This window comes from Paenibacillus monticola (assembly GCF_009664975.1).
Taxonomy (GTDB): domain Bacteria; phylum Bacillota; class Bacilli; order Paenibacillales; family Paenibacillaceae; genus Paenibacillus_AQ; species Paenibacillus_AQ monticola.
The window spans coordinates 78,729-99,129 of record NZ_WJXB01000014.1; the positions used below are offsets into that span (position 1 = coordinate 78,729).

Annotated in this window: 16 protein-coding genes; 13 read left to right on the forward strand and 3 right to left on the reverse strand. The window is 46.9% G+C overall.

Translation table 11 applies throughout. The features are described 5' to 3' along the window. The first annotated feature begins 345 nt into the window (after positions 1-345). The 6 genes from GJB61_RS26140 (at position 346) to GJB61_RS26165 (ending at position 6,500) form a co-directional block, all read left to right on the forward strand. Positions 346-1,611 (forward strand): extracellular solute-binding protein, encoded by a 1,266-nt coding sequence (locus GJB61_RS26140; protein ID WP_229522460.1) that lies wholly within the window; start codon positions 346-348, stop codon positions 1,609-1,611. Positions 1,612-1,626: 15 nt separating this feature from the next. Further along, the gene (locus GJB61_RS26145; RefSeq protein WP_154121978.1) at positions 1,627-2,502 is read left to right on the forward strand and encodes a carbohydrate ABC transporter permease; all 876 of its coding nucleotides are present in this window, start codon (positions 1,627-1,629) and stop codon (positions 2,500-2,502) included. Beyond that, the gene (locus GJB61_RS26150) at positions 2,489-3,328 is read left to right on the forward strand and encodes a carbohydrate ABC transporter permease (RefSeq protein WP_154121979.1); all 840 of its coding nucleotides are present in this window, start codon (positions 2,489-2,491) and stop codon (positions 3,326-3,328) included. Before GJB61_RS26145 ends, GJB61_RS26150 begins: the two co-directional genes overlap by 14 nt. 44 nt (positions 3,329-3,372) lie before the next feature. Beyond that, complete coding sequence (locus GJB61_RS26155; RefSeq protein ID WP_154121980.1) at positions 3,373-4,320, forward strand: DUF1861 family protein; 948 nt, start codon at positions 3,373-3,375, stop codon at positions 4,318-4,320. A gap of 20 nt (positions 4,321-4,340) precedes the next feature. After that, positions 4,341-5,402: a BtaManbiosPhlase gene (locus GJB61_RS26160; protein WP_154121981.1), complete on the forward strand. Its 1,062-nt coding sequence runs from the start codon at positions 4,341-4,343 to the stop codon at positions 5,400-5,402. Positions 5,403-5,486: 84 nt separating this feature from the next. Beyond that, positions 5,487-6,500: a ketoacyl-ACP synthase III gene (locus GJB61_RS26165; RefSeq protein WP_154121982.1), complete on the forward strand. Its 1,014-nt coding sequence runs from the start codon at positions 5,487-5,489 to the stop codon at positions 6,498-6,500. An 89-nt stretch (positions 6,501-6,589) separates the two neighbouring features. Here the strand turns inward: GJB61_RS26165 and GJB61_RS26170 are convergent, their stop codons facing one another. Continuing rightward, complete coding sequence (locus GJB61_RS26170) at positions 6,590-7,618, reverse strand: LacI family DNA-binding transcriptional regulator (protein ID WP_154122074.1); 1,029 nt, start codon at positions 7,616-7,618, stop codon at positions 6,590-6,592. 607 nt (positions 7,619-8,225) lie between these two features. On the opposite strand from GJB61_RS26170, the gene GJB61_RS26175 reads away from it, so the two are divergent. From GJB61_RS26175 to GJB61_RS26190, 4 genes are all read left to right on the forward strand, one after another. Next, entirely contained in the window at positions 8,226-8,837 is a 612-nt protein-coding gene (locus tag GJB61_RS26175; protein ID WP_154121983.1) for a TVP38/TMEM64 family protein, read from the forward strand. Between the two features lie 157 nt (positions 8,838-8,994). After that, the gene (gene yunB, locus GJB61_RS26180; RefSeq protein ID WP_154121984.1) at positions 8,995-10,074 is read left to right on the forward strand and encodes a sporulation protein YunB; all 1,080 of its coding nucleotides are present in this window, start codon (positions 8,995-8,997) and stop codon (positions 10,072-10,074) included. 126 nt (positions 10,075-10,200) lie between these two features. Beyond that, on the forward strand, positions 10,201-10,866 hold the full coding sequence (locus GJB61_RS26185; RefSeq protein WP_154121985.1) for an alpha/beta hydrolase: 666 nt from the start codon (positions 10,201-10,203) through the stop codon (positions 10,864-10,866). Positions 10,867-11,038: 172 nt separating this feature from the next. Then, complete coding sequence (locus GJB61_RS26190; RefSeq protein WP_154121986.1) at positions 11,039-13,984, forward strand: alpha-amylase family glycosyl hydrolase; 2,946 nt, start codon at positions 11,039-11,041, stop codon at positions 13,982-13,984. Between the two features lie 96 nt (positions 13,985-14,080). Here the strand turns inward: GJB61_RS26190 and GJB61_RS26195 are convergent, their stop codons facing one another. After that, positions 14,081-15,100 carry a LacI family DNA-binding transcriptional regulator gene (locus tag GJB61_RS26195; protein WP_154121987.1) on the reverse strand — a complete coding sequence of 340 codons (1,020 nt, stop codon included), beginning with the start codon at positions 15,098-15,100 and terminating at the stop codon, positions 14,081-14,083. Positions 15,101-15,219: 119 nt separating this feature from the next. Here GJB61_RS26195 and GJB61_RS26200 point away from each other — a divergent pair, with 119 nt between their 5' ends. Continuing rightward, positions 15,220-16,920 carry an alpha amylase N-terminal ig-like domain-containing protein gene (locus GJB61_RS26200; RefSeq protein ID WP_154121988.1) on the forward strand — a complete coding sequence of 567 codons (1,701 nt, stop codon included), beginning with the start codon at positions 15,220-15,222 and terminating at the stop codon, positions 16,918-16,920. A 107-nt stretch (positions 16,921-17,027) separates the two neighbouring features. Here the strand turns inward: GJB61_RS26200 and GJB61_RS26205 are convergent, their stop codons facing one another. Further along, entirely contained in the window at positions 17,028-18,116 is a 1,089-nt protein-coding gene (locus GJB61_RS26205) for a M23 family metallopeptidase (RefSeq protein ID WP_154121989.1), read from the reverse strand. Positions 18,117-18,396: 280 nt separating this feature from the next. Between GJB61_RS26205 and lipA the strand changes: the two genes are divergently transcribed. Together lipA and GJB61_RS26215 are read left to right on the forward strand one after the other, a co-directional pair. Beyond that, positions 18,397-19,305, forward strand: a complete 909-nt coding sequence (lipA, locus tag GJB61_RS26210) for a lipoyl synthase (protein WP_154121990.1) — start codon at positions 18,397-18,399, stop codon at positions 19,303-19,305. A gap of 342 nt (positions 19,306-19,647) precedes the next feature. Further along, positions 19,648-20,295 carry a YutD-like domain-containing protein gene (locus tag GJB61_RS26215; protein WP_154121991.1) on the forward strand — a complete coding sequence of 216 codons (648 nt, stop codon included), beginning with the start codon at positions 19,648-19,650 and terminating at the stop codon, positions 20,293-20,295. Positions 20,296-20,401 lie beyond the last annotated feature (106 nt).

A 20,401-nucleotide genomic window follows, 5' to 3' on the forward strand; every position in this document is an offset into this window, starting at 1 on the left:
GTTCTATCATCGTTCAAAGTTAGTGTGGATTGGTATAAAAAAAAGACAACCGCAGAAACTACAGGAAAGAATGACTACTATTAGATTACAACATTTTTTGTAACGTTACAATATAATCTTGTTAAATAGGGTATTATATAATGCTATCGAGGTTGACAAATAGACTGTAATGCACAATAATAAGGTTATTCAAGCGCTTTCAGAGTTTCGGTAATCTCATTTTGTAACGTTACAAACTCTGGGCATATCATTATAAAGATTCTTGCTCTAACAGAAAGAACGAGGAGGTCTACAATCGTGAAAAGAAATATTTGCGGGCTGTTTGCCATCATTATGGTATTCTCCATGCTGGCTGCATGCGGATCTAAGAAAGACAATGCAGCCACAACCGTTGACGGAGTTACCACAATTGAATTCTGGGCGGCATCCAACCCTACACAGCAGGCTTATTGGCAGGAAATGGCGACGGCGTATGAGAAGACTAATGCAAAGGTCAAGATTAATGTTAGTGTCATTAAAGAATCCCCAAGCTCAGAGGCTACTATCCAGGCAGCAATTGCCGGAGGAAGTGCTCCAACCCTTTCAGAGAATATCAATCGCGGCTTCGCTGCTCAGTTATCAGCGAGTAAAGCATTAGTACCTCTGGACACTTTAACTGGCTTTAGCGATATCATCACTACACGTAAAATGACGAGTACCATCGAGCCATGGAAATTTGCCGATGGTCATCAATATGTACTTCCGATCTACTCCAATGCCATGCTGTTCGGCTGGAGATTGGATCTTCTGAAAGAACTTGGCTACGATGCGCCACCACAGACTTATAGTGAGATTCTGGAATTGAATATGAAGCTGAAGGAGAAATACCCGGATAAGTTCATCTGGGCCAAGGCTGATCTAGCCGATCCAACTGCCTGGAAGAGATGGTTCGACTTCTTCATGATCTACGATGCTGCTTCGAACGGCAATAAATTCATTGAAGGTGATAAATTTGTTGGCGATGACAAGGCAGGTATAGCTACACTCCAATTTATCGATGATCTCCGCAAGAACAAAGGGATTCTGGCAGAGAATGTGGCTGATCCTTTTGAGACAGGTACCAGCTTATTCATTGACTTGGGACCTTGGACCTTTAAGAACTGGGTAGAGAAGTTCCCAGATATGAAATACAACGAGAACTACACCTTGTCGATGCCTCCAGTACCTGATGGTGTAGATCCGAAAACATCCAAAACTTTTGCAGATACCAAAGGGCTAGTTATTTATGCTTCTGCTACCAAGGAACAACAAGCAGCAGCCTTGGAATTCATCAAATGGGTGTATTCCGACCCAAATAACGATGCAAAGTGGTTCGAACAAACTAATCTGCCACCTGCTCGTGATGACCTATCCACTAATGAATCCTTTAAAGCCATTCTGGATAAGAATCCGGAACTGAAGCCTTATGCAGAGAACGTTCCTAATGCTGTTCCACCGATGGACAATGCCAAGTTCAATGATCTACAGACCATTCTTGGACAAGAAGCTTGGACGAAAGTTGTCCGTGGTGAACTTGATCCTGAGACCGCTTGGGCCAATATGAAAAAAGCAATTGAAGGGGCACTAAAATAAGGGGGACTCTTCAGTATGAAAGAAAATAACAATCGGTTGGGCTGGTTATTCACCAGTCCTTACCTTCTGTATTCTATCGTTTTTTTCTTTATTCCGTTAATTTGGTCCTTCTATCTATCCTTTACCAATTGGGACTTGATCGCACCAGACTTTCAATTTGTCGGTTTCGATAATTTTGCCAAAGCTTTACAATCACCAAGCGTGCATGCCGCATTCTGGGTGACCTATAAATTTATGCTGGTGTTCGTACCCTTGGTATCTGTGATGGCATTGATTGTATCTGTACTGGTTCATAGTCTTCCCAAGTATAAAAGTCTGTTTCTAGTTGGATTCTTCTTGCCTTATTTGTCTTCCGGTGTTGTTTCTTCCTTGATTGTTAAGGGCTTTCTGTCCTATAACAGCCCCTTAAACATGAGCCTTCGGAAGATCGGAATTCGCATTGACTGGTTAGGTACATCTTGGTCCGCATTATTTATCGTTGGACTGATTATGGCATGGAAATTCACGGGTTATTACGCCCTTATCTTAACCGCCTCACTGGAGAGTATAGATCATGAAGTGTATGAAGCCGCTGCTATTGATGGTGTGAACAGCAAGCAGCGTTTCTGGAGAATTACCCTGCCGTTATTGTATCCGGGTTTCTATACAACGCTAATTCTGGCGTTTGGTGTGACTTTCGGGATATTTACCGAGGTCTACCAACTGACTGGAGGCGGACCGAACTTTGCGACAAATACATGGCAGATGGAAATTTTCAGCCAGGCCTTCAAGAACCTGCAGGCAGGTTATGCCTCAGCGGTGGCTCTGCTAGCTTCTATAGCTACCTTTGTTTCGATCTATATCATTAGAAAACTGCTTGAAAAGTGGGGTGCGCGAAATGGTTGGGTCTAAAGATCATAGAAGAACCAGGCTAATCCTGCTCTATTCCCTAGCGTCTGTTCTTCTGTTCGTTATGGTATACCCGTACTTGTATATGGTGCTTAATTCATTTGCGGATTGGGGTCAGGTAGACCGCAAGTTAATTCCAACCTCGTATTCTTTGAAATCCTATTCCTGGTTGTTTACAGGTGGAGAATCCGGCGTATCCCGGCCGTGGCTTGGAGCGTTTCTCAACAGTGTGATCGTCTCGATCGGCTCCACGGTGCTGATGATGCTGTTTGCGGTGATGGTGGCATACGCGCTTTCCAAGCTCAGATTCCGGGGACGCGATACCGTCAATAACTTTATTCTATTTCACATGTTCTTTCCGTCCATTATCCTGCTGATTCCGAGCTTCCTGATCATTCAGAAGCTGGGTTGGTATGACACCTACTGGGCGCTGATCATTCCTAAAGGGATGAGCTTATGGGCGATCTTTATGTACACGAATTTCTTCAAGGCGGTTCCAACCGTGTTCATCGAAGCGGCTAAGCTGGATGGAGCCAAGGATTTTCAGATTCTGTACAGAATTATGATCCCTATGTCCAAATCCATCACGAGCGTCATTTTCTTGTTCCTGCTGATGGAACGTTGGACGGAATTGTTATGGGATATGATCATGGTTCGCAGCGATAACATGCTGACCCTTAACGTATTATTATCACAGATGTTCGGCCCTTACGGTACGTATCCGGGTCCTTTGTATGCTGGTTCTGTACTGCTATCCCTGCCGATTATTATCCTCTTTATTATTTTCGGTAAGAACTTCCAACAAGGGATGCAGGTCAGTTTGAAGTAATCGAACTGTACGAATATAACAATCCCAAGGGAGGGATGTTCACCATGTTTCAACATCGACCCAGTTTGAAATCAGTCGACCAACTATTACAGGAGTTCATGTCGAAAGATTTCAATATTATGAATGCTGCAAAACTGTCTTTTACCGGAATCGGTGATAAAGACGTCTACAATATTTCCGCTCCTTTTGAAGATGCAGGGGAGTTCGTCATTGCCGGCCGAGTCGAGTCAAGAGATAGTGAACACTCTGAAGTATACTTTTTTGTGGAAAAAGAGGGGCAATGGCTGCCCCGAGAAGATGCTCCTGTGTTGAGACTTCAAGATCCGTTCCACACGCGGATAGGTCAGGAGCTTATAGTGGGTGGTGTACAGACATTTCCTCATCCCCAAAAAGCAAATAAGCTGATGTGGAGAACGGTTATCTACAAAGGTGCAGATCTTGCCAACTTGAATCTTTTCTTCGTGGGACCCGATGGAATGAAGGATCTCCGGTTGGTCGAACTCCATGACGGAGGGATTGGCGTATTCACCCGCCCTCAATGGAGGGGGAAAAAGGGTGGACGCGGCAAGATTGGCTTCTTCCAAGTGTCTTCTTGGGAGGAGTTAACGATGACGGCGATCGTGGAAGCTCCCCTGCTGGATCAGCTGTTCTATGATTCAGAGTGGGGAGGAGCCAATGAGGCCCACCGATTACGGGGCGGCAAGATAGGTGTGCTGGGTCATATCGCCCGTTATGACAAACGGGGTCGCAGCTATTACCCTATGGTGTTCACTTTGGACCCCCAGACGGGTGAACGCACGGACGTGGAACTCATTGCTGTCCGAGCCCATTTTGTTCCTGGACCGTCCAAACGTCCTGATCTGGAGGATGTAGTGTTCAGCGGAGGACTCCTTCGCCATGAAGATGGCACCGCCACTCTATATGCGGGAACAGGCGATGCTGAAGCACAGCGGATTACCATTGATGATCCTTTTATCAAATATGAAACTTGACCTCTGAGGAGTTTACACTAATGAATATACACAGATATGCGGAGAACCCGCTAATTACACCTGCGGATGTGGTTCCACACCGGGCAGATTTTGAAGTGATTGGAGCGTTCAACGCGGGGGTAACCACCTACAAGGATGAAGTGCTGATGCTGCTGCGAGTAGCGGAACGTCCAATCAGTCTAGATCCCAATATTGTGAAAGCACCCGTGTATAACCCGGACACCAACGAATTGGAGTTGCTCGAATTTCGCAAGAATGATGATCGTTATGATTTCAGTGATCCGCGTGTGATCCGCAATAAGTATAAGAGTGGGACTTTTGAATATTTGACCTCCTTGTCCTATATTCGGATCGCCAGAAGTACAGATGGCCACCAATTTACGGTGGATGAGTTGCCTTTCATCTATCCGTCCAACATTCAGGAAGTATTCGGAATCGAAGATCCGCGGGTAACGCAGATCGGCGATACGTATTATATATACTACTCTGTAGTATCACCGGTCGGGATCGGAGAATCTATGGTTTCGACAACCGATTTCATAACCCTGAAGCCGCATGGAATGATTTTTGGACCGGACAATAAGGATGTGCTCATCTTCCCTGAGCTAATCAACGGCAAGTATTACGCCTTGCACCGCCCTACGATGAAGAGCATTGGTGAGCCGAATATCTGGATCGCTGAATCGGATAATCTGCTGTATTGGGGCAATCATAAGCATCTTCTGGGGCTTCGGGAGGGCATGTGGGACAGTGGCAGAATCGGCGGTGGAGCTGTACCTTTTAAGACGGAGAAGGGCTGGCTGGAATTGTATCACGGAGCCACGCTGGATCACCGTTATTGCATGGGGGCTGTACTGCTTGATTTGCATGATCCAACAAAGGTGCTGGCCCGCTCAAATAAGCCTGTTATGGAACCGGAAGCTGACTATGAGAAGAATGGCTTCTTCGGCGATGTGGTCTTCTCCTGTGGAGCGATTGTGGACGGTGATATCATCAAAATGTATTACGGTGTCGCGGATACATCCATGGCTTGTGCGGAGCTGAGTCTGCAAGAGATTCTAGATAGTCTGGACTACCTGTAGTCAAACCTTTTGCTTTTTTAGCTTCAGCGTCTTATACTTAGTACCAAGTACTAATATCTGATACTAAGTTGAGGGGTGAAGCTATTGATAGGCGCAAGAATTACAGCCATTGGTTCTTATGTTCCGGCCAAAAGACTGACCAACGCCGATCTGGAGCGCATGGTTGAGACTAACGATGAGTGGATTGTCCAGCGGACCGGAATCCGGGAACGCAGAATCAGCCGTGAGGATGAATATACCAGCGATTTATGTACAGCCGCTGTACAGGATCTGATGAAGCGTTATGGAAAAAGCGTTGAGGATGTGGACATGATCCTTGTGGCTACCAGTACACCTGACTTTGCTTCTTTTCCTTCAGTAGCCTCAATAATTCAACACCGCTTGAATATTCCGCTAACGGCAGGGGCTATAGATTTGAGCGCAGCCTGCGCGGGTTTTGTATATGCACTGCATACTGCTCATAGCTATGTAGCTTCCGGAATGCACCGTAAGGTGCTGGTCCTTGGCGCGGATACGATCTCGAAGATTACAGATTATACGGATCGCAGTACCTGTATCCTGTTTGGTGATGGGGCTGGCGCTGTACTTGTGGAAAGTGATGAGCAGTCTACGAGCTTTATGGGCTTCAATTTGGGCAGCGATGGCAGCGGTGCGCAGCATGTATATCGCACAGGCTTGTCCCGCACCCTGCAAGAAATCGAGCTGATCGATTCCCAGCTGCTTGTGCAGAATGGGAGAGAAGTTTTTCGTTGGGCGGTTAGAACCGTGCCCCAAGGTGTTCAGCAACTGCTTCATCAGGCAGGGGTTGACTTAGCTCAAGTGGACTGGTTTATTCCGCACAGTGCGAATATGCGGATGATTGAGCCGATCTGCGAAAGATTGAATTATCCTATAGAGCAGGTGTTGCATAGTCTTGTGAATTATGGCAATACTTCAGCGGCCTCGATTCCCTTGGCGCTTGACCTGGGTATCCGCGAAGGCAAGGTGCAGAATGGCCAGCGGATTCTAATGTACGGATTTGGAGCAGGACTGACACATGCTGGACAGCTGATACAGCTTGATCTTGATGAACAGCAATCCCAGCCTACTCAAGGATAAATACAGCAAATAATTTCGCATCTTCCTTATAGAGACAAGAAAGGACACCTCTCGATTGAGGTGTCCTTTCTATATTTCCCGGTTATGAATTATTGCGGGATATAATTATTCAAGCTACTGCCACAGGATTCGCGGACGATCAGTGCAGGTTCAACCACGAAAGAGCCACCCTCTGACTGATTATTAATGAGGTCAAACAGCATGTGGGCGGCGAGAACGCCAAGCCGTTGTTTGTTCTGGCGGATGGTAGTCAGTGTAGGACTTGTATATTTACAGGCTTCAATATCGTCACAGCCGATAATGGCCATATCTTCAGGAATACGGAGGCCGTGTTCCTTCAACGCGCGGATAGCTCCCAGTGCCAGTAAATCTGAGGCAGCGAAGATTGCTTTGGGCAGACTGCCGGATTGAATTAACTGCTGCATAGCGGTATAGCCGCTGGGCTCAAAAAAATCGTCGCCATGCACGAACCACTTCTCATTGACATTTAGGCCAAAACCTTCGATAGCCTTGATATAACCCGCTTCCCGCTGGTTGGAGATATCTGAATCCGCGGCACTGCCGATAAAACCCAATTCCCTGTAGCCAAGCAGATAGAAATGCTCTACGACCTTGGAGGAGATCTGGAAATTATCTGACATCACATAACCCGATTTCTTACCTTTAAGCTCAAGATCAACGCCAATACAAGGAATACTGCTCATGTCGAGATCGCTGATCGCGGCTTCCATCTTCTGCCCGGAAATAATCACACAGCCATCCACATGGAAATGAAGACACCGTGAGAAATAATCCCCGCCACTAATAAACTTCTCGTTCGAAAAGAAAATGAGATCGTAACCCAGCACACCCATCTGCTTCTTGAAGGAATTGAGCACCTCTACGAAAAAAGGATGCGTAAAATCAACATTAAACTCACCGGCAAAAATAACACCGATCAGATTCGACTTTCTGGTGGCCAGTGTTTTGGCCGAGTTGGAAGGTGAATAACCGGTCTGTTCGATGATCTCCAGCACTCTTTGTTTTGTCTTTTCGGAAACATCCGTATAATTATTCATAATCTTCGAAACTGTGGAGACAGACACGCCCGCCATTTCGGCAATTTTTTTAATATTCAATTGCAACATACAGCCACCTTCCGGCTAGAAATCAATTACAAGTAGTTTATTCGTAAAGGTAAAACAAGTCAATTGGTTAACCACGATAGCATTGCCGAAAATGATTTCGTCTTTAATGTGTATACTATGATTTTTACGAAAACCACGAAACATGAACATGCCGCGGCATGGAGTAATTGCTATTTGCATAAAATAGTAATGGATGAAGATAATAAATTGCATACCCTGTTCAGCTTTATTAAAAATATAAGAAAAATGGGTGCCGTCCATATAAAGGACGGCGAAGCCGTTTAATCATGTTTTACAGCTTATTGTGAGATATGCTATGATAAGAGGATAATAAGGCTACAAAAATGTAACTTGTACGCTAACTACTGTTCTTAATATACGCATCATAAGGAAGCTTATTTAACAAACACCCCGTGAGGGGTGTTTTTCTTGAAATATAAGAATTTTCACATGATAAATTATCCTTATATTTCTCGAAGAAGCGGGTACCGTCCATATTAAGGTCGGCGAAGCCGTTTCTTTTTAAAATACAATAACTTATGCTTTGTCGTAAATCAGGAAGCAGCTGCTGCAAGGAGTCAAGAGAGGAGACTGCTCCATGACAGAGTCGATAAATGCGTGGATAGATTGGCTGCTGCAAACATTAGGGCTCTCGGGGCCGTCCATTTTGTTCGCGACCCTTCCGCTCGCTTTGCTGCAAAGTTTGTTTGGATTTTTCCCATTCGCGATTCTGATTGTCTTGCATGTCTCCGTATTTAATGTAATCGGGGGCATGTTGATCAGCTGGCTGGTCTGCAATGTCGGCGCGGTGCTGGTGTACTTCCTTTTCCGGCGTTATTTATATAGCTGGTTTGATAAGAAGTGGGGCTCGAAGCTGAAGCGGTATGATAAATGGCAGCGTTATTTAGACCGGTATGGCATATGGACATTGGTATTGCTGCGGACGGTTCCAATTATCCCGAACAATGTTATTAACTTTATGGCGGCAGTATCGCCGATTAAGGCTTCGGCCTTTATTTGGGGAACGGTGCTGGGCAATATGTCATACATCTGGCTGTTCGGAACGATAAGCTCTACTCTTATTGTGCCGCGGGAAGAATGGAATGGCTTTCTTACCTGGTATGCTGTGTTCATCGTGATTCTTATCGGCATCTTTATCCGAAGACACTGGGGCCATCTGCAGGAAGATAAACGGAGCAGAATGAACTGAATGCTACAGTATTAATATCATGATAATGACTAAGAGGAATGTTTCCCTAGTGCGTTCTTGCACAGGGTTACGTTCTTCTTTTTTGTCTTCTTTCTGAATACCTTATACCAATGTAGGCGGCTTGACCGCCTTGTAAGGCGGGGGGGATAAGGGAGCAATGGGCAGAACAAAAAAATGGGGGAGCCGGAGGCTGAGAATACCCGATCTCGGCCGCCTAAGGCTGCCGCGAATAAGCTGGGACGGCATACCAAGAGCTGCAGGGAGAAGCCCAGCGTTTAAGGCGAGAACCAGTAAGGCAGGAATTCGGCCACACGGAACGCGGTTTGAAGCTAAACGAGGCTGTAATAGGGTGAAACTGACCGGCAGAGAAGAAAGAAAACAGGCAGCTTCCAGGGGGTTACAGAAGCAGCGTAAGCCGCGCAGCCGCCGTAAGTTCTGGTTGATCCTCTCTTTATTGCTGATAGTAGTTGTGCTGCAGAGTCTGCGCTATGTTGAGCTGCATTTGAAGCCGCCCATCTTGCATTTGGCGCAGATTCGTGTGAAACAAATTGCCACAGAGTCGATCAATAAGGCGATTTCCTCTCAGGTCGCGGGTGGGGGCAACGCCGAAGAACTGATTGACTGGAAGACCGATAAGAATGGGAAAATATCGGGTTTTATGCTTAACTACGCGGAGCACATGCGAATAACTTCCAAAGCGGCGGAGGTGATTCAATCCACACTGCAGGAGTTGCATAATCAGACAGAGCATATTCCACTCGGTCAGGCGCTGGGCAGTCCGTTAATCGCTTCTTTTGGACCGGACATCCCGATCAAGATTCAGCCGCAGGGTGCGGTTAAGGTGGAACTCAACACCCGTCAGCAAAACGCCGGAATCAATATGATTCTGGTCGAGGTCTTCATTCATATCGTGACCGAGGTCGCGGTGGTGATTCCCTTTGATATGGAGCCACAGGTTGTAGATACGGAAATTCCCGTATCCTATCTGATGGTGGTTGGTGATGTGCCGATGTATTATTACGATAACCAAGGTCAGCCTGTGGGTACAAATGGAAGCAGTGCGCCAGGTATTGCGATTCCGACCCCTTCGCTAAACGGAAATAATTCGGGGACATCAGAAGACACAGTTGATAAAGATGGCAGTAGCGGTGCTGATCCGAGCAGCGGTGTAGTAGCAGTACCAGATACGGATGTGAATAATCCGGGTACTGGTAATGCGGGGACGGATACGCCTTAAGGTGTGAAAAGTACTGTAGTGTGAGCACTCCCGGAGCATGTAGTAGCTCCCGGGAGTTTTGTGATATATTGGATAATAAGTAGTTTATTATAGAGATCATACCTGAATAATGAAAAGAGGGAGATCATGGATAGCTGTTTATTTATTCACGGCTTCACCGGTGGCGAATATGAGATCTCTCCGTTGTCCGAGTTTATGGAGCAGCATCATTATCGTTCCAGAACCTTCACTCTGAAAGGACATGGCGGAAGCAGGCAGGATTTACTGCATTCCGATAGACATGATTGGCAACGGAGTGCAGAAGATGAATTGACCGAGCTATTAAAGTCGAATGAAGCAGTTCATCTCATTGGCTTTTCCACCGGGGCTCTGATTGCCTCTCAGCTTTCTGTACAGTATAAACCACGGATTAAATCGCTCACTTTATTGTCTACCCCTGTTTTTCCGCTGAATCCCATCGAACTGCTCAAGACATTTGCCAATATCTCCATGCTCAGAAATTACATCAGCAAATTTGGTTCCACGCCTGTAAAGGCGACCAGAGAGTTTCAACGGCTGGTCCGTGAGAGCTTTGACATCTACCCACAGATTGAGACTCCGACCCTGATAGTACAGGGTAAACGGGACCACCTCGTAAAGAGCAAAAGCGCTAATTACTTGCAGCAAGCGATTCCGATTAGTCACAAACAGGTGTTGATAGTGGACAATAGTGGTCACATGGTTTGTCATTGTGATGACAAGGAACGGATCATGAAAGAAGTGCTGCAGTTTATCCAGAGTACAGGTAGTTGAAGAAATCTTTATATTTTCCCTAGAAACGGATATCGTCCATAAAGGATGGTAAGTCGTTTCTTTTGTTGTGCAGCAAATATTTTTAAGCTTGACAACGCATACATACGCATGGTAATTTCTAGTAGGGAAACCGGTTTCCCTATGACGTTCTAATAAGAGAGGGAGATGAGGAATGAAACGCAAGTTATGGTTTATACCTATTCTAATCACGTCTATGATTCTTTCTATTGTCATTAATTTATTCGTTGTATCACCGGTAAAAGTGAGTGCAGCCAGCATAGGTACGGTTAACGAGAACGACACTATTTATCAGATTATGGTTGACCGCTTCAACGATGGGAATTCTTCCAACAATGCTACTGGCACAGCTATTCGCTACGGTGAAACCTCGGAAGATGACTTCCGATATATGAAAGGCGGCGACTGGCAGGGGATTATTGATAAATTGTCCTATATCAAAAATATGGGCTATACCGCAATTTGGATTTCCCCAGTAGCAGAGCCGCAAATGACCAACCGGGATAATAATGGGACCGGAAAAAACACAGCTTATCACGGATATAACGTGAAGAACCCTAATGCAGCAAATCCCTACTTTGGAACAAAAGAGAAGCTGAAGGAACTGGTGGATTCGGCGCATGCACTCGGCATCAAAGTAGTAATTGATGTGGTTCCGAACCATATCGGGGATTATATGCTCGGCAGCCAGGCGTATTATGATATTCCTACACTGCAGCCGGTAGCACCCTTTAACAATCCGGCATGGTATCACCACAATGGGGATATTAACTGGTCGCTTACAGACGGAAGATATGATCAGTGGGCACAGGATTATTTGGAGAATCACGATCTGGGCGGGTTGGATGATATCGACTTTGATGTTCCTGCAGCCAAGGAGGCCATATTCAATTCTATTAAAGGGTGGTTTGACTATACGGGAGCCGATGGAGCTCGTGTTGATGCTGCCAAGCTAATAAAACCGACGGATATTGGAGCCTTGCAAAATCTGCTGGGCGTCAACACTTTTGGTGAGAATTTTGACGGTAATGCCGAATTTGTCTCACGCTGGGTTGGCAGTGGGAAGGAATGGGGAATGCTGGATTTCCCGCTGTTCTTCTCAGTTCTCAACAGCTTTGCGTATGGACAATCCTTTGATTCCAATATCAAAAGTACGTTGGCACTAGACTCCTACTACAATGGAAATGCCAACCATATGGTTACCTTTATCGACAATCATGACCGCAACCGTTTCCTGACGGAAGCCGGAGGAAGCGTAGAGAAGATGCAGAATGCCTTAACCTTCATCTTCACGGTACGCGGCACCCCAGTTGTTTTTCAGGGGACGGAACAGAATAAGGGGAACGGCAACAGCCAGATTATGACGGGGGGAATTGCCGATACCTGGAACCGCTGGTCGATGGTGAAGCGGGATGCTAGCGGCAATGTGATTGAGAATTATTTTAATGAGAATACAAGCACTTATAAGTATGTAGCCAAGCTGAACGAAATTCGTAAAAACAATCCGGCTCTGCGTACAGGCACACAACGTGAAATGTGGTCGGCCCAGAATCTCTATGCCTTCTCCCGGCGTATAGACAGCGGAAGCAATCTAGGTCAGGAGGCCATCTCCGTATTCAGTAACGCTGCAAGCGGTTCTCAGACCGCAACGATTCCACTGCGTGCTGAGAGTACGCTGGCGGTAGGAACCGTACTGATTAACCAGTTGAATACTTCAGACACGGTTACTGTGCAAGCTGGAGGTGCAACCGGCAAACAGATTACCGTGACTGTCGGAGCCAATGCTGCGAAGATCTATGCCAAACAGCAGCAGCCAGTAGATACAGTGGCTCCTACCGTCCCAACGGGTGTGATTGCCACGGTGCAAAGCGCTTCAAGTGTTCAGGTAAGCTGGACGGCATCCACTGATGCCGTGGGCGTAACAGGCTACGAAATTTACCGTAATGGCGTAAAGGTGGGTACCTCTGCAACAACCTCGTATACCGATACTGGGTTATCTGCGAACACGACTTATACCTATACCGTAAAAGCTTTTGATGCCGCAGCCAATCTATCGGTACTGAGCGCGATTGCTACAGTGACGACTCCTGCCGGGAACAATGTTACCATTTATTATAAGCAGGGCTATACTACACCGTACATTCATTACCGTCCTGTGGGAGGTACGTGGACGACATCGCCAGGTGTGGCTATACCGGTCTCGGAAGTGAGCGGATATAACAAGATCACAGTTAATATTGGCTCCGCAAGCCAGTTGGAGGCTTGCTTTAATAATGGCAGCGGTACATGGGACAGCAACGGTGGCAGTAATTATCTGTTTGGCACCGGAACATGGACCTATACGCCGACTGGAACGATTGTATCGGGCGGACCCGCGGTCCCTACTGCGACACCGACAGCTACACCAACACCAACGGTGACACCGACAGCTACACCAACACCAACACCGACCGTGACACCAACACCAACGGTGACACCAATACCGACAGCCACGCCAATAGGAAGCACAGTGAAGATCTACTATAAGAATGTTGCCTATAGTAGTTCTTATATCTATTACAAGCTAGATGGCTCTACAGTTTGGACGACGACTCCAGGTGTACAGATGACAGCTTCCGGTTTTGCGGGTTATGCAACAGCGGACATCCCGCTGGGCACCTCAGCCGGGCTGACGGCTGCTTTCAACAATGGCAGTGGAACGTGGGACAGCAACGGCGGCAGCAATTATCATTTTGCCGCAGGAACCTGGAGCCTCGTGAATGGCAGTATCGCAGCCGGTGAGCCACAAGCGGACAGCGTAACCTTCCGTGTAAGCGTTCCGGCAACTACACCAGCCAGCGGACCGATCTATCTCACGGGTTCATTTAACAGTTGGAATGCGGCAGATGCGGCTTACCAGCTAGCCAAAGGCAACGATGGGATATATTCGATTACGCTGAGTCTGCCGGCTGGAACCGCTGTGCAGTATAAGTTAACGCGGGGAACTTGGGCAACCGTGGAGACTGCGACGGCAGGTGGGGAGATTTCCAACCGGACCCTCACGCCATCCGGTGGTGCACAAACGGTAACACTGACAGTGCAGCGCTGGAAGGATCAATAAAACTTACAGGTGCACTAAAGCCAAGGAGCGGCTCCCATGGGGAGCCGCTCCTTGGCAAGAAAATGCAGTAGTCCGATGAATCAGAATTCAATACATTCAAGAAGGATTTCTCAGGGTAGATTGACGCGGAATAAGCTCCGGCTCCAGCAGCAGAGAGCGTGAAGGCAACTCGCTGTTGCGGATTCGGTCCATTAGTAAATGCCCTGAAGAGACACCTAGACTGAATGTATCAATATTTAGTGAAGTTAAAGGTGGTGTTGTATAGCGGGATAGAGGATATTCATCGAAAGCAGCAATACCCAGCTGTGAGGGCACGTTTATCCCTAATTCCTTGGCTGCCTGAAGCACTCCGAAAGCGACGTAACTGCTCATGCACACGATGGAGTCCGGTCGTTCATCGCTCTGCAGAAGGTTCAGCGCTGCCTGATAGCCGCCATGCTCATCGGATTGTCCGTTTACGATCCAGTTGCTGTTAACGGTAATTCCTGCCTGCTGAAGTGCCTGCAGGAACCCATTGCAGCGATGGGTGAAAATGGTTTCGAACTGCTGGCCGCCGATAAAAGCAATAGCGGAATAGCCCTGTTCCAGCAGATGTCCAGTTAACATTCTTCCACCTAATACATTGTCAAAATCTACCCAGCTTGCCGGAGGAATGATCTCGCCAATGGAGATATAAGGGAACTGAAGCCGGTTCAGTTCTATAGACAGTTCCTCTGTCAGCACCGAGTTGTTGGCAATGATGCCATCCACACGTTTGCTCCGCACGAGCCTGTTCAGAAAATGTCCCTCCGGACGGTCATGCTGTACATTGGAGAGGGTCAGTTCGTAATTCAGGGGACCTATGACACTCTCGATTCCGCCGATGATGTTGTAGAAGAACTGATTCAAGAATTCACTTTCTTTGGACATGTCGACCAGTAGGCCAATATTTAGGCTGCTTTGTCTGGCTAAACCTGTTGCAATGCTGCTAGGTATGTAGTTCATCTGCTGCATAATATCTCTGACCTTGCGCTTCGTATCCTGAGATATTTTGGGCGAATCATTCAGCACCTTAGATACCGTGGATTTGGCTACATTAGCTGCTTTGGCAATATCCGAAATCGTAACCTTCATCATTTTCCCTCTTGACCTGAATCGATATTTGTAACCATAATAACACAAATTTAGCAGGCCCTCTAATCATACTGCATCAGATAAATATAACGTAAACAAGGATAGAAGGAGAGTCGTATTTTATGTCTCAGAGATGGTTTTTATATCATACCAGTGAAGATCCGTTTGCTTTTCCCGTCGGCCCAGGAGCTTTAAAGCTCCGATTATTTGTACAGAGTGGGCAGCACTTATCCTGCACCGTGGTCCATTCGGACAGATATGATTCGCCGGGCAGTGAAGTTCCTATGCCTATGGAAAGGATCGGTTCAGCAGGTGCCTACGATATTCATGAAGCGATTATAATGACAGATACCCAGAGAAGCAGATATTTGTTCCATGTGGGAAGTCCGACCGGCGATTACCTCTGGTACGGGGAGAGAGGAATGTCGGAGAACCGCGAACATGCGGGTACTTTTCAATATGCCTATATTCACCGTTCACTAGCGATGGAAGTGCCTACATGGAGTGCAGATGCGGTAGCTTATCAGATTTATCCCAGCAGCTTCAATCAGGGAACCCTACAAGGGATTTCTGACAAAATGCCTTACTTGCAGGAGTTAGGTGTAACCGCCATTTATATGACACCAGTATTCGAGTCACCTTCGGAGCACAAATATAACACCTCGGATTATTATAAGGTTGATCCGGCATTCGGGGATATGAGCGGTTTGAAGGAGCTTGTGAGGGACGCCCATCAGCGGGGGATCAAAGTGATTTTGGATGCTGTGTTTAATCATTCGGGCGATACTTTTTTTGCTTTCAAGGATGTATTGGAACAAGGTGAAGCCTCACCGTATAAGGATTGGTTCTTCATTCACTCTTATCCTGTTGCCCAGACTTCCCTACTTAATTATGAAACGTTTGCCAAAGCGGAAGCCACCATGCCCAAACTGAATATGGATAATCCGGATGCCGCTGATTATATGATAGCTGTTGCTAAGCATTGGGTACGTGAAGCGGGAATTGATGGCTGGCGCCTGGATGTAGCGAATGAAGTGAATCCGTCATTCTGGTCCCGTTTTCGGCGGGAGTTGAAGTCTGAATATCCTGAATTACTGCTGATCGGCGAGATCATGCATGCTTCTGGACCTTGGCTAAGAGGCGATCAGTTCGATGGCGGCATGAACTATTTGCTGCGGGAGGCGATGCTGGAATTCTACGCCCAGCAATCGACGGGACCTGTGCGCTTTATGGAGCAACTGCTTCATCTGGAGGCGCTGTATAACGATCAGGCGAATCAAGCGATGTTCCAGCTCATTGGCAGCCATGATACATTGCGCTTCTTAACAGCCTGCAAGCAAGGAGGACGTGGATGGGACCGGGAGCGCACCGCTGAGCAGCGGATGAAGCTGGCCGTTTTTTTTCAGATGACCTATATCGGTATCCCGATGATCTATTATGGTGATGAGGTTGGAATGGAGGGAGCCACCGATCCTCACTGCAGAAAACCGATGATTTGGCTGGAGCAGGAGCAGAACACGGTGCTGCATAAGTGGTATAAACAACTGATTTCTTTAAGAATGGAGCATGATGTCCTGCGAAAAGGTTCATTCCGTCCCTGGTTTACGGATGAAGCCCGTAATGTTCTCGGATATGTTCGGAATAGTGGGCAAGAGAGAATGGGCTTAATCATCAATAATTCTCCAAATTCATATCAGCTGGAGTTGTGCCGCTATCGTTCCGATAAGAACGTGCTGACCGATCTATTGTCCGGAATGACCATCAGGAACTCTGACCGATTAATCGTTGAGGTTGAACCGTTTGGCTGTCTAATGCTTCATTGAAGTTCGGATTAAAGAAGAGATATGTATGAAAAAAAGGGCTCACCCGTAAGCCAGGATGGAATGGGCTGAGGGGAGTCCTTTTGCATGAGGTAGGGGATTCAAATGAATTAATGTACTTTTTTTTTGTTTTTGAGTGCTTTATACTCCTTATTCTCCCATTGTTTAAGTAAGGGGTAGGGGTCGAAAGCCCATTCAATGATGCCTCGATCCCGATATATACCATAATGGAGATGCGGGGGGAATTTACCCTGCGTGCCCGGATTTCCATAACCGGAGCTGCCGACCCAGCCAATGGTCTGCCCTGGTGTAACAATATCTCCACGTGAAACGGATTTGTCATAGCCAGCCAGATGAGCGTAGTAATGGTAGCGGTTCTCGATATCACGAATGCCGATCCTCCAGCCCCCGTAGCGGTTCCAGCCTTTGGTCTCCACTATGCCATAACAGGTGCTGCGTACAGTCATGCCTTGAGGTGCAAACAGATCGGTACCTTCGTGGATACGTGCGCCTCCCCAGCTTCGGCCTGTGCCCCAGGTGCTGCGGTATGAATACAAATTTCCGAGCGGCAGCGGGAAAGCATTACCCGACAGGTCAAGCCGTCCGAAATGTTCAAAAAGCTTGGCAAATTGATTAATCCGCTGCGCAGCACGGCCGTTATGATAGTATTCCCAGATGGCAATGCTGAAATCATTAGCGGAATCTCCGTATTGCAGCAAATGATTGGCTACACTATATAGAACATCAGCATCATTCTCGGGATCAGCGAGACCGTCTCCCGAGCCGTCGCGGCCGAAGCCGCCGAAGAAGCTGATCGATGCCGGTGAAGTATCTCCCTGATTCGGATTGAGCGGACCGGACCATACGGCTGGAGTTATGGTAATTCCGGTAAGTCGGGTTGTGGCAGGACTGTCTGGTTTGCTCTTTTTTGCTATCGTACGTTCATATTGATCTACGGCTGCGAACCTGAACCAGGGAATTCCTGTTGCTGCGCTCATTTGCTCATAAAGTTCTTTACGGGCAGCTCCAATATCTGCTGAGCTGCTATAAGAATCAACTCTGCTGTTATTCACCACAGGGAGACCTGAACCTTGGGCAGCTGTAATATCAGAAATTCCGCAACCCCCCCATAGGATCACGGCTGCACACAGACATAGCATAGTTCTGCGTATTATAATGTTCTGAAACAGGGAGAGCATGATTACAACCTCCTATTATTAGGCGTAGGACTACGGGGTGAAGCAATCTTTTCAAAGACATCGGGTAGGCCCATTTATTATAGATTGAAGCAAAAGGGTGTTTTTTATCCGTTCTTGTCTAAAGGAACCATTTTACTCCCAGCTTCCGCCCTGGTGAGTTGTTGCTTTTCAGCTTTGCCTTTTCACAAAAACAGGCAATTGCGATCTGCACATGCTATAATATGAGGCAACAACTTTTAACTACAAATATTACATTCAGGGGAAAGCGGGGTTTACCACTTTGACTAATAGGACAGCCAAACAACCCAAGCCGGACTGGATTAAGATTAAGCTAACCACCGGTGATAGCTACCAGGAAATTAAAAGTATGATGCGTTCCAAAACTTTACATACCGTATGTGAGGAAGCTCGTTGTCCGAATATTTACGAATGCTGGGCAAGCCGAACGGCTACCTTTATGATTCTGGGGGATATATGCACACGCGCTTGTCGTTTTTGTGCTGTGAATACCGGATTGCCGACTGAACTTGATCTACAGGAGCCTGAACGTGTCGCAGAAGCAGCAGAAGGTATGAACCTTCGTCACTGTGTGGTGACTAGCGTAGCTCGTGATGATCTTAAGGACGGGGGTTCAACGATTTTTGCCGAGACGGTGGCTGCAATTCGTAAGCGCCTTCCTTTATGTACTGTAGAAGTGCTTATTCCCGACTTTCTGGGAGAGCAGGACAGCTTGCAAATCGTTATGAACAGCAATCCTGATATTCTTAACCATAATATCGAGACTGTTGAGCGGATGTCGGACCGTGTACGGGCCAGAGCCAAATACCGTCGTTCCTTAGAGTTGCTGCGCAGAGCTAAAGAGATGAAGCCGGATATTCCAACCAAGTCGAGCATTATGCTTGGCGTTGGTGAGGAGTGGGACGAGATCCTGCAGGCGATGGATGATTTACGGGCAGTGGATTGCGATATTTTGACGTTGGGTCAATATCTACAGCCTTCGCCGAAGCATCTGGATGTCGAGAAATACTATCCACCTGAGGAATTCGCTATACTGAAAGAAGAGGGAATGAAGCGTGGCTTCAGCCACGTGGAATCAGGCCCGCTCGTCCGCAGTTCTTATCGCGCACACGAGCAAGTGAAATCAGCTGCAGATGCACGTGAGAAGAAACGTAGTGTAGTTTCCAGTTAATACAAATTATTGTGGTAACGAACGAAATCACAAATTTTTATGATTTTGGTTTGGAGAGAGTTTAAGAAGCGTTCAGTTTTGATGAACGCTTCGGGTTTATTCTTTTAACCCTGTTGATAAAGTCATGGAGAGAAATCTTGGAATTGTAGGAGCGTAGCGCTCGCCCGAAAGCTTTCCGGAGGAAAGCTCGCATCGGAAGCATATGCTGTCGGATGATTTCTACTGCAAAAGCAGTATAAATTCAAGAAATCATACGACAACAGCGACCGGAAATCCAAGATTTCTCGTAATGACGGCATATCAACACCTATCCCATCATTTTGAAAGGCAGGCGACATTGGCTTGATCGTTATAGGCGGAAAAGGCTACGAGCTTATGTTGGATCATAAGGACGGTTGGAATCCGGAGGCGTTTCGCGGCAGGTACAGCGAGGTGCTGGATCGGTATGATTATATTATCGGTGACTGGGGTTACAACCAATTGCGTTTGAAGGGCTTCTACCGGGATAATCACCCTAAGGTGAACCGAGATACAGCGATTTCAAGCATGGTGGATTATATTAATGAATATTGTAATTTTGGCTGCGCTTATTTTGTGCTGCATAAACTAAAAGAAGCGCCAATAGAAGGAACCTTCAAGGACATTTTGATCAAAGAAATCCCTGAGCCAGGTTCAGAAGAGGCTTTGGAGGAAGAATCCGCAGCACTACTAGCGGCTGCTCCAGCGAAGGAAGGCACTAGCAGGGAAGCAACCGGAAAGCAGAACTCGCATCATGGTTCTACAGGCAAGGATACTTCAGCTAAAGACAACATCGTGAAGGACAGGCCTGTGAGAGAACACCAGAGCAAGAACCATCGAAGCAAGGACGCGCAGAGCAAGAAATTTCAGGCTAGACCGCCGCAAGGGCAGCCTCAGAACTCTCAGAACTCTCAGAATTCACAGCCTGCACAACCTCAGCCCGCTCAGTCTCCACAGCCACCTCAGGCTTGAAATAATTTTAAAGGTCTTTGAACATCGGTCGAATTTCCTCGAAAAAAGGGAGTATCTCTTCAGTCATTTCCATGGCTTCTGAGATACTCCCTTTTTTTGTATGGAA